Source organism: Acidithiobacillus ferridurans (assembly GCF_003966655.1).
GTDB classification, from domain to species: domain Bacteria; phylum Pseudomonadota; class Gammaproteobacteria; order Acidithiobacillales; family Acidithiobacillaceae; genus Acidithiobacillus; species Acidithiobacillus ferridurans.
Map to the genome: position 1 here is coordinate 1,547,748 of NZ_AP018795.1, position 14,753 is coordinate 1,562,500.

Annotated in this window: 13 protein-coding genes (1 of these 13 only partly in view); 5 read left to right on the top strand and 8 right to left on the bottom strand. The window is 60.7% G+C overall.

The features are described 5' to 3' along the window. Window positions 1-80 precede the first annotated feature (80 nt). Together AFERRID_RS08025 and AFERRID_RS08030 are read left to right on the top strand one after the other, a co-directional pair. Window positions 81-2,210, top strand: a complete 2,130-nt coding sequence (locus AFERRID_RS08025) for a UvrD-helicase domain-containing protein (protein ID WP_126604827.1) — start codon at window positions 81-83, stop codon at window positions 2,208-2,210. Window positions 2,211-2,228: 18 nt separating this feature from the next. After that, window positions 2,229-2,636, top strand: a complete 408-nt coding sequence (locus AFERRID_RS08030; protein ID WP_126604829.1) for a ComEA family DNA-binding protein — start codon at window positions 2,229-2,231, stop codon at window positions 2,634-2,636. A gap of 10 nt (window positions 2,637-2,646) precedes the next feature. On the opposite strand, the gene AFERRID_RS08035 is transcribed toward AFERRID_RS08030, so the two are convergent. Beyond that, on the bottom strand, window positions 2,647-3,249 hold the full coding sequence (locus tag AFERRID_RS08035; RefSeq protein WP_113527650.1) for a cytochrome b/b6 domain-containing protein: 603 nt from the start codon (window positions 3,247-3,249) through the stop codon (window positions 2,647-2,649). Between the two features lie 201 nt (window positions 3,250-3,450). Here AFERRID_RS08035 and AFERRID_RS08040 point away from each other — a divergent pair, with 201 nt between their 5' ends. Next, window positions 3,451-3,774, top strand: coding sequence for a hypothetical protein (locus tag AFERRID_RS08040; RefSeq protein ID WP_113527651.1), 324 nt, complete (start codon window positions 3,451-3,453; stop codon window positions 3,772-3,774). Window positions 3,775-3,811: 37 nt separating this feature from the next. On the opposite strand, the gene AFERRID_RS08045 is transcribed toward AFERRID_RS08040, so the two are convergent. From AFERRID_RS08045 to AFERRID_RS08055, 3 genes are read right to left on the bottom strand one after another with little or no spacing between them, the layout of a single operon-like run. Beyond that, entirely contained in the window at window positions 3,812-4,744 is a 933-nt protein-coding gene (locus AFERRID_RS08045) for a homoserine kinase (protein ID WP_126604832.1), read from the bottom strand. A 42-nt stretch (window positions 4,745-4,786) separates the two neighbouring features. Further along, on the bottom strand, window positions 4,787-5,122 hold the full coding sequence (locus AFERRID_RS08050; RefSeq protein WP_113527653.1) for a DUF2782 domain-containing protein: 336 nt from the start codon (window positions 5,120-5,122) through the stop codon (window positions 4,787-4,789). Between the two features lie 20 nt (window positions 5,123-5,142). After that, on the bottom strand, window positions 5,143-5,862 hold the full coding sequence (locus AFERRID_RS08055; RefSeq protein WP_113527654.1) for an LOG family protein: 720 nt from the start codon (window positions 5,860-5,862) through the stop codon (window positions 5,143-5,145). A gap of 69 nt (window positions 5,863-5,931) precedes the next feature. On the opposite strand from AFERRID_RS08055, the gene polA reads away from it, so the two are divergent. Beyond that, window positions 5,932-8,631, top strand: coding sequence for a DNA polymerase I (gene polA / locus AFERRID_RS08060; protein ID WP_126604834.1), 2,700 nt, complete (start codon window positions 5,932-5,934; stop codon window positions 8,629-8,631). 2 nt (window positions 8,632-8,633) lie between these two features. On the opposite strand, the gene kch is transcribed toward polA, so the two are convergent. From kch to panD, 4 genes are all read right to left on the bottom strand, one after another. Beyond that, window positions 8,634-9,896 carry a voltage-gated potassium channel protein gene (kch, locus tag AFERRID_RS08065; protein ID WP_113527656.1) on the bottom strand — a complete coding sequence of 421 codons (1,263 nt, stop codon included), beginning with the start codon at window positions 9,894-9,896 and terminating at the stop codon, window positions 8,634-8,636. 65 nt (window positions 9,897-9,961) lie between these two features. Beyond that, window positions 9,962-10,648 (bottom strand): ribosome biogenesis GTP-binding protein YihA/YsxC, encoded by a 687-nt coding sequence (gene yihA / locus AFERRID_RS08070; RefSeq protein ID WP_113527657.1) that lies wholly within the window; start codon window positions 10,646-10,648, stop codon window positions 9,962-9,964. A 158-nt stretch (window positions 10,649-10,806) separates the two neighbouring features. After that, window positions 10,807-12,000, bottom strand: a complete 1,194-nt coding sequence (locus tag AFERRID_RS08075) for an MFS transporter (protein ID WP_113527658.1) — start codon at window positions 11,998-12,000, stop codon at window positions 10,807-10,809. Between the two features lie 48 nt (window positions 12,001-12,048). Then, a complete protein-coding gene (gene panD / locus AFERRID_RS08080; protein ID WP_113527659.1) occupies window positions 12,049-12,432 on the bottom strand; it encodes an aspartate 1-decarboxylase in 384 nt (127 codons plus the stop codon). Between the two features lie 240 nt (window positions 12,433-12,672). On the opposite strand from panD, the gene AFERRID_RS08085 reads away from it, so the two are divergent. After that, a protein-coding gene (locus AFERRID_RS08085) for a plasma-membrane proton-efflux P-type ATPase (RefSeq protein WP_126604835.1) crosses the window boundary here: on the top strand, window positions 12,673-14,753 show its 5' portion. Its footprint extends 211 nt past the window's final position; 2,081 of the gene's 2,292 nt are visible here — the first part of the coding sequence; it begins with the start codon at window positions 12,673-12,675; its stop codon lies beyond the right edge, outside the window.

A 14,753-nucleotide genomic window follows, 5' to 3' on the forward strand; every position in this document is an offset into this window, starting at 1 on the left:
TCCGACTGCAAGTCTGCCTGCCACAATGCGGTCATTACGCCGTATTTTCAAGCCTGGGCGCGTGCGCGCAAGGAGTTGTCGTGTCTGAATGGTCTGCTCTCAATCCCCGCCAGATGGAGGCGGTAACCCTGCCGCCCGGTCCGGCGCTGGTGCTGGCGGGGGCAGGATCGGGAAAAACGCGGGTGCTGACCAGTCGTATCGCCCACCTGCTGGAAGGGGACGTATACCCTGGCGCAATTCTTGCGGTGACCTTCACCAACAAGGCGGCACGCGCCATGCGCGGGCGATTGGATGGCATGGTGGCCATGGACTTGCGGGCCTTGTGGATGGGCACCTTCCACGGCATCGCCCACCGTCTGTTGCGCATGCATCACGAAGTGCTGGGCCTGCCTGCAGACTTTCAGGTCCTGGATGCCGACGATAGTCAGCGCCTGCTGCGGCGGATCATGCGCGAAGCGCAGATGGATGAGAAGCAGTGGCCGCCGCGCGCCATGGCCGGGCGTATCGGCCGCTGGAAAGACGAGGGTTGGCGGCCGGAACAGGTGCAACAATATGAAGGTCCGGCAGCGGCGCCCTTCATTCCCATCTACAGCGCCTATGAAGCGGCTAAAAAGCGCTCCGGGCTGGTGGACTTCGGTGACCTGTTGCTCTACGCCCTGCGTCTTTGGGAATCGCCGGAAATCCTCGATCATTATCAGCGCCGTTTTCAGCATATTCTGGTGGATGAGTTTCAGGACACCAACGCGGTGCAGTACGCATGGCTGAAGGGGCTGGCCCGGAATGGGCAGATTTTTGCTGTCGGCGATGATGACCAGTCCATTTACGCTTGGCGGGGCGCACGAGTGGAGAATCTGCTCCGCTTCGGCGAAGACTTTGCCGGGGCGCGGGTGGTGCGCCTGGAGCAGAACTACCGTTCTACGGCACCCATCCTGCAGGCGGCGAATGCCGTGATCGCCCACAATTCCGATCGTCTCGGCAAAACCCTGTGGACGGCGGAGCGGGGCGGTGAAGCCATCCAACTCTACACCGCTTACAACGAATTTGACGAGGCGCGCTATGTGGTGGGCCGCGTTCAGCAATGGCTGGACGGTGGTGGGCGGCGTGCGGACTGCGCCATCCTCTACCGCTCCAATGCCCAGTCGCGGGCCTTTGAAGAAGTGCTGGTGCGTGAAGGGATGCCCTATCGGGTCTATGGTGGTCTGCGCTTTTTCGAGCGAGCGGAGATTAAGGATACGCTGGCCTATCTACGTCTTACCGCCAACCGTCACGATGATGCGTCTTTCGAACGGGTGGTGAACGTGCCAGCGCGGGGCATTGGTGCGGTCAGTGTCGAGCGTCTGCGGAATCTGGCCCGCGAGCGCGGCCTCTCGCTCTGGCAGGCCGCCGGCGAACTCGGTCAGCCGAAAATCAGTGCGTTCCTCAATCTGGTGGATGATCTCGCCGCACGAACGGCGGAGGTGGATCTCGGCGAGCGGGTGGAGATGGTACTGTCCCGCACCGGCCTACGTGAGTGGCACAGTCGCGAGGGCGACCGCGCCGAAGGCCGCCTGGAGAATCTGGATGAGCTGATCAATGCGGCACGCGGCTATGCCCAGGACTGGTCCGCCGACCCCAATCTCGGTGATCTTGCGCCGCAACCGGGCAATATGCTCTCGGAGTTCCTGACCCACGCTGCCCTGGAAGCCGGGGATGGCGCCGGAGACGCCTGGGAGGACTGTGTGCAGTTGATGAGCCTGCACAGCGCCAAGGGCCTGGAGTTCCCGCTGGTGTTTCTGGTGGGGCTGGAAGAGGGGCTGTTTCCCCATCAGCGCTCTCTGGAAGACCCCCAGGGGCTGGCTGAGGAACGGCGCCTGTGTTATGTCGGCATGACCCGGGCCATGCGTCTGCTGGTCATCAGCCATGCCGAGAGCCGCCGCCTGCACGGCAGTGAGCGGATGACCATGCCCTCGCGCTTTCTGCGGGAGATTCCCCAGGAACTGCTGCGGGAGCTGAGGCCCCGGGCACGGATCAGCCGACCTGTCATGCCAGTGCGAGTACAGACACCCGGAATGCCCTATCCTCTGGGGGCGCGCCTCCAGCACCCGGTCTTTGGCGAGGGAATGGTGCTGGATTATGAGGCTGGCGGTCGCCAGGGCCGGATTCAGGTGCAGTTTGCGTCGGGAAGCAAATGGCTGGCGCTGGGGGTGGTGGCTTTGGAGCGGTTACCTTAAAACAAGGAGTGGAGCGTGATGAAAATGAAACTACAGGGCGTTTTGTGCGTACTATTTCTGCTGTTTGCACCCGCCGTCTGGGCGTCGGTGAATATCAATACTGCGGATGCGACGGCGCTGGATGCGTTGCCGGGCATCGGTCCGGCCAAGGCCCAGGCGGTGCTGGAATACCGGCAGGCGCACGGGCCTTTCAGGAGCGTGGATGAGCTCGCCAGTGTTCACGGTATCGGTCCCAGGCTCCTGGAGCGGTTGCGCCCGGTGCTCAGTCTCGATGGTGCCACGACCTTGCCACAAACCGCAGCCAGACACACCGGCCATTCCCATACCGCCGTGCCGACCGGCGAGGAGCGCGTTGTCCGGCACGGCAGTCACGGATACATCCTGGAAAGCGGCCCGCAGACGAACGCTTTCTCGCTGAAGGACTAAGCGATCTGCCTCAGTCCATCAGGCGGAAAATCCCCCAGATCGGTTCGCGATGCCAGGCATGCAGGGCTGCCATGCCGACATGCCCGATCCAATAGACCCAGACCACGGTACCCAGGAATTCATGCAAGGGAACCAGCATGTGCAGGGTGCCCCCCGGCGGGGTTCCGCTCTGGGGCAGGAAAAAGAAAATGACGGAGCCGATGACCCCGGTGCAGGTCACTGCCAGCAGTCCCAGACCATGCATCAGGCCGGCCAGCCCGCAACGAGGCCCGGTTGGCGGCAGGCGGGCACGCAGCAGCATGCGGGCATCCGCCAGGATGGGCGCCCATGGCCCCCTCCAAGGAAAGATCTCACGGCGGATCTGCGGTTCGCTGGCAATCCATAACCACTGCCAGAGAATGAACAGCACCGTCATCAGGCCAATCCAGGAATGGAGGCTGAAGAGGATGCCGCCGACACTGCTATAGTTGGCATGCTTCCAGTTGGGCTCCATCCACAGCGAGGACCAGAGCTGCCAGGTGACGCCAAAGGCAATCCCTGCATGCAGCCAACGGCCCTCCCGGGGCCAGATATTACGGGGCGGTTTCGGGTTGGCTTCTGCACACATGATCATCGGGCGACGCCTCCACGTCATAAACGGACCGGATTCAGGGTGGATCGGAGCACTCTAACCCAGGCAGGCCAGACCGCCAAGATGATGCTTGAATCCCGACCTCGGCAGGATTATAAGAACACTCTGATATCCTATAACCCCGGGGCCCGGCGCGCGTGAAAGGTCGTTGGATACCGGCTGGTGCAGATAAGGGAGAGGCCCATGATCTGGTTGTACGTCATCAACACCTGCATCGCCGTAGGTATCGTCCTGGCCGTGCTCTTTCCGCGCCAGACCCAACGGCTGCTGCGCTTGCTGGGTTTGTGGAACCTGGTCAGTTCGGTCGATACCATACGGTTTCAAAAAATCATGCAGAGTCTGGGGATCTTTCTGATGGTGGCGGCGGCTGCACTCTTCGCCTCGATCCTTGCCGGTGGGCATGCGCTGGATTGGGCCTTACCGGCCAGCGAGGGCCTGTTCTTCGGGCTCGCGCTGGTGGTGCTCGCACACTGGTCGGGGAAGAAGCCACCCGATGATCAGTCGTGATACCAATGGCATGTCTCCGAGCAGCATCAGGTTTATGCTAAGCGCCTCGCTGGCGCATGAGGAGAATCCGCCGGTATTCCTCCGGGTCTTTGCATTGGGTGATGGTCCCGGGGCGGCGAAAGTGCACGGCATCCAGGCGCAGGAGCCAGAAGCGCAGGGCCGCTGCGCGCAGCAGTGGAAACCACAATGCTTCCTCGCCGGTCCGCGGAGGTCGGGTAGCCACATAGGCATCCCACAACGCCGTAACCAATGCCCGGTCGAAACGACCATCGGCTTCCGAGCACCAGGCATTGGCCACCACCGCCAGATCGTAAAGCCAGGCATCGTCCCCAGCATAGTAAAAATCGATGGTGCCGGAGATCTGGCCGTTTTCGAACAGGACATTATCGGGAAAAAGGTCCGCATGGACGACGCCACCGGGAAGATCCCTGCGATTCAGGGCGCTCTGATAGGCGATTTCATCCGCAATCACGGCGTTGTTTTCCGGGCTCAAGTGCGGCACCAGATATCTGGCCGTTTCCTGCCACCAGAGGAGTCCGGCGGGGTTTTGGTGCCGCTCCGGGAAGGCCTCTCCAGCCAGATGCATGCGCGCCAGCAAGGTGCCAAGCACACCGATTTCGGCAACAGAGGGTGCCCGCCCCACGATGGATGCGCCACTCAGACGCTGAACGATGGCCGCCGGTTTGCCGCATAACGTACTGAGACTGTTTCCTGCGGTGGTGTGCACCGGGCGTGGGCAGGGAATGCCGCGTAGGCTCAGCCATTCAGTAAGATCCAGGAAATAAGGGATTTTATTACGCGGCAGACGCTCGAATATTGTCAGGACAAAATGACCCTTTTCGGTGTCGAGGAAATAGTTGCTGTTCTCCACGCCGGCGGAGATGCCGATCAGCGCGCGGGCGCCGCCGAGGTCATAATCTCTGAGAAATTGCGCGAGTTCGGGTTCGCTGACATTGGTATAAACAGACATAAACGGCACTTTCGCTCAGAGATGGGAAGGAACGGGGCAGAATTACCAGCGGAAAATTACCCAATGCGGCACACTCAGGTGTTCAGCCGCCGTCTGCGGCACTTCGGTGAAGCGGCCGGTGCCACCCTTGTCTTCCAGATAGTAGGGAGGGAACGGTTTGGGTGGGATGACCTTGACCATGTACACCTTGCCATTGACCTTATATTCCTCGATCCGGGAGCCTTTCGGCACCTTGATCTCGGCTTTGGGTCCGGTTTTGGCCTCGGGGGCCAGCGTCGGCAGATGCAGTTTTTGGAGATTGTCCGCCGCCCATGTGGAGAGGCTGGCGCCTAACGCAAAGCAGGTACCGACAACCAGCACGAAGATACGAATGGACATGGTAATACTCCCTGGGGTCCTTAAAGGTTGAGAAGGGCCTCTGTCTCAGCGGCGGATGGTGCAAAGCCGCGTTTTTCATAGTGATTAAAAATGGCCGATACCACTTCGTCGGTGTCGTCGATCATGGTGATGAGATCGAGATCTTCCTGTCTGATGGTGCCTGCCGCAAGCATGGAGCCCTGCCACCAGTCGATCAGCCCTTTCCAGAAGCTGGACTCCACCAGGATGATGGGCATTTTGCGGGTCTTGCCCGTCTGGACCAGGGTCAGGCACTCCGCCAGTTCGTCCAGGGTTCCGAAACCGCCCGGCATCACCACGTAGGCGACCGCATATTTTACGAACATGACCTTGCGTGAGTAGAAATGCTCGAAGGATATGGAGACATCCTGGTAAGGGTTGGTGTGTTGCTCATGGGGCAGTTCGATATTGAGCCCGATGCTGTAGCCCGTGCCGCGAAAGGCGCCCTTGTTGGCAGCTTCCATCACGCCGGGACCGCCGCCGCTGATGACAGAAAACCCGGCATTGGAGAGCTTCTCGGCAATTTCCTGGGCTTTCAGATACCAGGGATGTTCCGGCTCGATGCGGGCTGAACCGAAAATGCTGACGCAGGGTTCGACGTCGGCCAGCTTTTCGTAACCATGTACAAACTCAGCGATAATCTGAAAAATTTTCCAGGCTTCGCGGGTGAGGCGCCCCTCGCCCTTGTCGCGCAGTTTTTCCGCATCAAGATGTGCCCGCATCCGTCGTTCCAGTGTCAATGGTGGTAGTTTTCCGTATTATGACGGAAATCCGCGGAGAAGTCCCAGACCATGCCCCAAGATCCCCGTATCCTCGTCGATGCCTCCAGCTTCCTCTATCGTGCCTTTCACGCGCTGCCTGACTTGCGCGCCCCGGACAATCTTCCGACCGGGGCTATTTACGGCGTCGCCAACATGCTCCGCCGCTTGCTGAAAGAGTATCCGAGTGACGAAATCATCGTCATATTCGACGCCCCCGGCGAGACGTTCCGGGACAGACTTTATCCTGAGTATAAGGCACACCGGCCCGCCATGCCGGAGGAGCTACGAGTCCAGGTTCCGCTGCTGCACGACTGGATCAGGGCCACTGGCCTGCCGCTCGTGATCGAGCCCGACGTGGAGGCGGATGACGTGATCGGCACCCTGGCCCGGGAGGCGGCGCCCAACCAGCAGGTGCTTATCGTCACCGGCGACAAGGATATGGCTCAATTGGTGAATTCGCGGGTGCGGCTTGTCGACACCATGAAAGGTATCGAAACGGATGTGGCCGGGGTTGAGGAGCGCTTTGGTGTACCGCCGGAGCGTATTGCCGACCTGCTGGCGTTGATCGGCGACAAGGTGGACAACATCCCCGGCGTGCCCGGCGTCGGACCGAAAACGGCCGCCCGGTGGTTGACGCAATATGGCGATCTGGACGGCGTGCTGGCCCACGCCGGCGACATCGGCGGCAAGGTGGGTGAGGCGCTGCGTGCCTCCGCACATTATCTGCCGTTGAGCCGCGATCTGGCGACCATTCGCTGTGGTCTGACGCTGCCTGTCGCGACTTACGCCCGCCAGGCGGCAGACGTGGTCGCCCTGCGGGCGTTGGCGCAGCGCCTGGGTTTTCAGGCCTGGCTCAGGGACTTGCCGGCGGACGATGCGGGGAAAGCGCCGGAAACGCGGAGCAGTGACATAGATCGCGCCGCCTACCAGGCCATCACCAGTGCGGAAGCGCTGGATGCGCTGCTGCTTGCCCTGAAAGCGGCCGATGTGGTCGCTTTGGACACGGAAACCACGAGCCTCGATCCACTGCATGCCGATCTGGTGGGGATTTCCTGCGCCTGGCAGGCCGGTGGCGACTATCAGGCTGTCTACGTTCCCGTTGGCCACCGCGACGCTGGTCCGCAACTGGATCGACAGGCAGTCCTCACCGCCATGCGCCCGTGGCTGGAAGACCCACAGGCCGCCAAGCTGGCCCAGAACGCTAAATACGATTGGCGGGTTTTCTGGCGACATGGCATCCACCCCGCCGGCCTGACCCGCGACACGTTGCTGGAGAGCTACGTCTTAAACAGCAGTCACAATGGTCACGATCTAGACACCCTCGCCGAGCGCTACTTGCAACATCAGAACATCCGCTACGAAGAGGTGGTCGGCAAAGGCAAGTCAGCGCGTAGTTTTGCCGATGTGCCGGTAGCGGAGGCGTTGCCCTACGCGGCAGAGGATGCCGATGTCTGTCTGCGTGTGGACGCGCAGCTCTGGCCGCGGTTCGCCAGCGAGCCGGGCTTGCGGCGCGTGTTGATGGAAATAGAAATGCCGCTGGTGCTGGTGCTGGCGCGTATGGAAGAAGCGGGCGTCAAAATCGATCGTGCCCAGCTCGAAGTGCTGAGCACGGAACTGAGTAAAGACATGGCGGACTGTGAACAGAAGGCCTTTGTTCTGGCGGGGCAATCCTTCAACCTCAACTCCCCGAAGCAGATTCAGGAAATCCTCTTCGACAAGATGCGGTTGCCGGTACTCAAGAAAACCCCCGGCGGTCAGCCGTCGACCAATGAAGACGTGCTCGCCCAGCTCGCTGTTCATGCCGATCTGCCACGCCTGATTCTTGATTATCGTGGCATGGCCAAGCTCAAAAACACCTATGCGGATGCGCTGCCGCAGATGATCAATCCCGACACCGGCCGGGTCCATACCCATTTTCAGCAGGCGGTCGCGGCCACCGGACGCCTTTCCTCCAACGATCCGAATCTGCAAAATATCCCGGTGCGTACCGAACAGGGTCGGCGTATCCGCCAGGCTTTTGTCGCCGAGGAGGGGCACTGGCTGCTGAGCGCCGATTACTCACAGATCGAACTGCGTATCCTGGCCCATCTCTCCGGGGATGCTCGCCTGTTGCAAGCCTTTGCGGAGGGCGAGGACATTCATGCGGTCACCGCCGCCGAGGTCTTTGATCTGGCCCCGGAAGATGTGGACAGTGCCGCACGTCGTGCCGCCAAGGCTATCAACTTCGGTCTGATTTACGGGCAGACGCCCTATGGCCTCGCGCAACAGTTGGGCATTGATCAGACGGCCGCGCGACAGTACATGGACCGTTACTTTGAGCGCTATCTGGGTGTTCTCGAATATATGGAGCAGACCCGTGCCCTGGCGAAAAAGCAGGGCTATGTAGAGACGCTCTTTGGCCGTCGCCTGTATGTACCGGAAATTCGCTCCAGCAACCCGGCCCGGCGTAATTATGCCGAGCGTGCGGCCATTAACGCACCGATGCAGGGCACCGCGGCGGATCTCATCAAGATGGCGATGATTGCGGTGGATACCTGGTTGCAGGAACAGCCCGAGCGTGGTCGGATGATTCTCCAGGTACACGACGAACTGATTCTGGAGGTGCCGGAGGCCGGCCTGGAGGCTGCGAAGTCGGCACTAAAGGCGCGTATGGAGGGTGTAGCGGAACTGGCGGTGCCGCTCCTCGTGGGGTTGGGTATCGGCAAGCACTGGGATGAAGCGCACGGCTGAACTCAGGCTTTCCCGGCAGTCTCCGTTCCGCTGCTGAAGCGGAACATCTTCATCACTGCATCGCTGTCCAGTTGTTCGCCATTGAGGGCCATGGCCAACAGTTCCCCGCCCAGCACCTGCGGGGCGATGATCATGTCCGGCTGCACCCGGCGGACGCGTCCCAGATTTTTGCTATCGTTGACGGCAGCTACGGTTTTGGCGGAGCCCTCCATTTCTTTGACCGCCAACACCACAAAGGCGTTTTCGGAGTCGTCGGCGCGTAGGGCAAGTACGGCCGCCGCCTGGTCGGCCCCGGCACTGCGCAGCACATCCGTGTCGCTGGAGTCGCCGATAATGAGATCTTCCGGCTGATAGATGGAGTCATCAGGCTGATGCCCCATAACCATTACCACGGGTAGATTGCGACTCTTGAGTTCGCGATAGCTGTTGCGCGCCAGCGGGGTGTCGCCCGCAATAATATAATGGCCTTTGCGGATCATGTGGCGCTTTTCTCCTTGCAGGGCGGATTGCAGGCGGTTGTTCACTGCCGGAACGATAATGGCCGAAAGCGACGTGGCAAACACCGTTATCCCCAGCACGATTAAAGATACCACAAAAAGTCGCGCTTCGTTGCTGACCGGCAGGATATCGCCGTAGCCCACGGTAGCCATGGTGACCACCGAAAAATACAGTGCCGTAGACAGGCTATGAATCTGCGGTCTGAACCCGTTCCCCAGAATATATGCGCCAAAGACGCCGTAGCTCATGACCATGATGGCGCCGACCAACGCAAACAGCGTGCCGGTGGCCAGACTGCTGCGGTTAAAACGGCCGCGAAATATCCAGAGGAAAAAGACCAGCGCGGCATTATAACAGAGCAGCACGGAAATCTGCTGAGGATGGCGGTAAATGCCAAAGGCGAGGATGGCCGTCGCCATGGTCAGGACGATAGCCCAGGCGAAACGGGAGCGGAAGACCAGGCCCAGGGACATGATCAGCAACACCACGCCCGCAGCACCCTGGGGAACGCCGCGAAAGGCATCCAGCACAAAGCTGTGCGAGACATCCGCCAGACTGTCGACGTAGCTCAGGCCCAGCAGATGCTCCAGCGCCGGGAGGATATTGAAGAGCCCGAGAAAACCTACCGCCGCCGCGATGGGAAAATGCGGATACCAGTCCTCCAGGTGGAGGACGTTCGTCCAGTGCTGCCTGCGCGCGCGCCAGCGGGCACGCCGGTCTGGCCGCAAAACATGCCAGGGATGTTGTTCACTGAACTTTTTTGGCACGCGTCACTCCAACGCTGTAGATGACCCGTTGGTTGTCTGGGTCCGGTCTACCCTCCCTGACCGGATCATGAGTTCTCCCCTCCCTTTGAGAACTCGCTATTAGCCCCGGCTTCGGCTGGGGTTTCTTTTTCTGAATCCGGTGTGAACCATCTTGCTATACGTTCATGCAACTCATCGATACCCAACCCTGACTGGGCGGAAAATAGCTGCATATCGACCCCCTGCAATTCCGGAATCCGCCGCAAGCGGGCCATTTCCTGAATCGCCGCACCGCGGCTGAGTTTGTCTGCTTTGTTGAGCAAGACATGCACCGGTCTATTGCAGCCCTCCGCGAAGGCAATGAGGTCGGCATCATGGGCAGTATAGGGGTGGCGGATATCCATGACCAGGATCAATCCGCGCAAGCTGCCGCGCCGCCGTAGATATTGTTCCAGCAGTGGCCCCCAGGAGCGCCGCAGTGCCTCGGGGACCTTGGCGTACCCGTAGCCGGGCAGGTCCACGAGGCGTTGCCCCGGATCGAGATCGAAAATATTGATGGCCTGGGTACGGCCCGGGGTGCGGCTGACCCGCGCCAGTGCGCGGCGCTCGGTCAGCATATTGAGGGTGGATGACTTACCGACATTGGAACGGCCGGCAATGGCCACTTCGGCGCCATCATCGGCGGGCAACTGGCTAGGCTGGGTCACACTCAGGCGATAGGCTGCCCGCCGTAGCGGCGCGAAACGAAAGGAATTGGGGTTGGTATGGTCCATGCCCAGAGCATAGTCGCCATGCGCCTTATCTGGCAATCGGAAGCCCAAATTTATGCCTGTCACCGCTTGGGTCTGGCCCGGTGCGGCCGTAAACGGCCCGATACGATGGTAGCCGCCGGTGGCGCCTGACCATGTCCGGCGACGGACAGCGCCACCGGCTACGCGGTTTGGTCGTGGTCCTCCGCCCGGCTAAAAAACCGCTGGAAAAAGTATAGATAAGCGCCTTGCAGCGCCCCCGCAACCAAAAAAGGTGTTACCAGCATCTCTGCCTGAAAGAACATGGCGGTAATGGTCGGGCCGATAGAGCGCGGTGCCTGTACAGACAGGCTGTTCACCGTCGCGGCCAGACCACGTTGGCTTTTGCCCACCAGCCCCAGAAAGAGGGCCTGCCGTGAGCCTATGCTCCCCTGATTCAAAGCCGCACGGGCGATGAAGAGCAGCATCGCCACCCAGAAAAACGGTGCAAACGGCAGAGCCAGCAGCAGCGCCAGCCCGAGCAGACGCATACGCAAAACCGTTCCGACCAGGCCAAAGCGCCGAATGAGGCGCAGACCGATCAGCGACATGACAGCGGCACTGACGAAGGCGAGGGCCATCGCGCCGCCAATCGCCGCGGGCCCTACCCCAAAGCGCAGGTGAAACCAGTACGCCATCAACGGTCCCACCATGCCAATTCCCAGGCCATTCAGCGCATTGATAGTGCCAAAAGTCAGCAACACCCGCCAGATGGGCTTGCGCACCTCCGGGGGGGCAGTCTGTATCTGCTCACTTTGCACTGCGGATGCCGTATCGACTGTCGATTCTTTTGCCGCACCCAAGAACAGCAGACAGATAAGCGAACCCAGCAAGACAACCAGGAAGAGCAGTCTGTAGGCCTCGGTACCCGGCAATACGCCCGCTAATATGCCGGGTAAGGTTGCCAGCGTAGCGCCGGCGGCCATCCCCAGAAGCCCGATGCTGGTATTCAAATGGAACACCTGCCCCCATTGCCCGCGGGTTACACTCCGGGACATCCAGGATTGCTCCGCTGGTGCGAAGGGCCCTGCCCCGCCGTTGGCGCCGCGACCGAACCCGCCCAATACGGCTGCCAGAGTGAGCCAGACGGGCTGGGCGGTACTCAGCGCAATGGACGCCGCGATGAGTTGAACTGCCTCGTAGCCCAGCAGAAAGCCTTTGGCACCATATTGATCGCTCAGGGGGCCCACCAGCAGTGTCGCCACAGCGCCGACCAGCAGGCTGGCCGAGTACAGGAGGCCGATAGTCAATGCCGACCAATGCAGGGCATGCAGATAGAGTGCAAAGTCGACGACCAGCGCACCCTGCCCCACGCTGCGCGCAGCTCGTGCACCCATCAGCAGTCGCGCAGTACGGGGGACCCCTTTCAGCAAGGGGGGTGTCGTTCAGGCAGGGGCGGAGTCAATGTGCTGATTGCGCGGTATGATGCGATTGTGCTCGTCTACATATACCAGTTGCGGCCGGAAACCGGCCACGGCATCTGCGGTGGCCTGCGCGTAGGCGGCGATGATCAGCACATCTCCCAGGGACACTCTGCGCGCCGCCGCACCATTGACCGAAATGATGCCCGACCCCGCTGACGCGCTGATCGCGTAGGTACTGAATCGGTCACCGTTATTCACATCGTAAATGTGTATCTGCTCATAAGGATGAATGCCCGCCGCAGCCAACAGGTCGCTGTCGATCGCACAGGAACCCTCGTATTCCAGTTCGACAGCCGTGACCCGCACCCGATGCAGTTTGCCCTTCAGGAGGGTTAACAGAATCATCGCCGACCCTCTTCCCGGGGCGGGCGGCTGGTCAGCCGGATTGCCCCCCGGGCGACAGACGCCAGGGCAGCCGGCATCCCTGCCTCAATCACCATTTTTCCCAGAAGGTTTAACATGACGCCATGCTCCCCATACAACGCGATCTGCGCAGTTTACTACCAGCATGGCCTGTGGGGGAACCTTCGCAGGTCTCGGGGTTCTATACTTGGAAAAACGTAAAAGATATCAGGATAACGGAATATGCCGGAAAACACCTGTAGCGGACTGGGTAGTGATGAAGCGCGGCAACGGCTTGCCCAATATGGCCCCAATGCAGTCACCGAAGAAAAACCCAAAAACTGGCTTCTCTTTCTCCACAAGTTCTGGGCACCGGTACCTTGGATGCTGGAAGGCACCCTGATTCTGGAAACCATATTGGGTAGGTGGCCAGAAGCGATCATCATCACTTTGCTCCTCATTTTTAATGGAGTGCTCGGTTTCAGCCAGGAACGCAAGGCGCAGAGCGCGCTGGAACTGCTGAAAGAGAGATTGCGGATTCAGGCCCGCGCCTGTCGCGATGGACGATGGCAAAGTATCCCGGCCGCCGACCTTGTGCCAGGCGATCTGGTTCATGTACGGGTTGGGGATATGGTTCCCGCCGATCTGTGTCTCAGCGATGGCGGCATATTGGTGGACCAATCCGCCCTGACGGGGGAATCCATGCCCGTGGAGCGGGCGGCGGGCGACACCCTCTATTCCGCCTCGGTCGTCCGTCGCGGCGAAGCTTCGGGGGAAGTTACGGCCACGGGGGCCAAAAGTTATTTTGGCAAGACCGCTGAACTGGTGCGCGGCGCCGGTGCCAAAAGTCACCTGGAAGAACTGGTGCTTTCCATCGTCCGCTATCTGGTAATGATGGACGTCATTCTCGTCGCCGCGATCCTGATTTACGCAGCCGCCAGTCACGTCCCTCTTGCGGAAATATTGCCTTTTGCGCTCATCCTGCTGGTTGCTTCGGTACCAGTGGCGCTGCCCGCCACTTTCACCCTGGCTACGGCCATCTCCTCCCTGCATCTGGTGCATCGGGGTGTGCTGGTTACCCGCCTGGCCGCCGTGGAAGAAGCCGCTGCCATGAGCGACCTCTGTAGTGACAAAACCGGCACTCTCACGCAGAACCGTCTCAGCCTCAGTCAGGCAAAGGGTTGGCCCGGCGTGGAAGAGGCGGAGCTTCTGAAGATGGCGGCCATCGCCAGCGACAGCGCCACTCAGGATCCCATTGATCTCGCCGTTCTCCAGGCGTCGCTAGCCCAGACCCCCCACCTCCCTGATCGTCAGCAGTTCGTGCCTTTTGATCCCGCTACCAAGCGTTCGGAGGGGGTTTTCATGCAGGACGGCGCATCCTGGCGCGCACTCAAAGGCTCACCCCAGATCATCGCCAAACTCTGCGGCAATACGGACTGGGAACAGGCGACAACGGATCTCGCCGCCGGTGGCGCAAGGGTGCTCGCCGTGGCAGCGGGCCCGGATGGCCAACCACGATTTTTCGGTCTGCTTGCGCTCGCTGATCCGATCCGCCCGGATGCGGCCCAAGTCGTTCAACAATTGCAGGAACTGGGCGTGCAGGTGCGCATGGTCACCGGTGACAGTCCGCAGACCGCAAAAAATGTTGCCACAGCGCTGGGTATCATGGGCAGCGTTTGTGACGGCAAGGCCCTGGCGGAGGACTGTGGCGTGTATGCCGGGGTTTTCCCCGCTGACAAGTTTCATCTGGTACAAGGTTTGCAGAAAAAAGGCCGGATCGTCGGAATGACGGGCGACGGGGTCAACGACGCCCCCGCCCTCAAACAGGCAGAGATGGGCGTCGCCGTGGAAAGCGCCACCGATGTTGCCAAGGCGGCGGCCAGCCTCGTGCTCACCACGCCCGGTCTGCAGGGGGTGTTTGATGCGGTGGTCACCGGCCGGCGCGTCTATCAGCGCATGCTCACCTATACCCTCAATAAAATTGTCAAAGTTTTTCAGGTCGCCCTGTTCCTGAGCCTGGGCTTCCTGCTGTTCCGCAGCTTTGTGGTTACCCCACTGCTGGTTCTTCTGCTGCTCTTCGCCAATGATTTCGTGACCATGTCCCTGGCGGAGGACAACGTGCGCCCCTCGCCAAAACCGGATCGCTGGGACATACATACCCTGGTATTTTCCTCGCTGGTCGTTGCCTTCGCCTGGCTGATTTATATCTTCGCCGTGTATGGTGTGGGCCGGTCGCTGGGGCTGTCGTTGGCATCGGTGCAGACCCTGGATTTCCTTGGCCTGGTATTTTCCGGCCTGGCCAATGTCTTTTTGGTGCGGGAGCG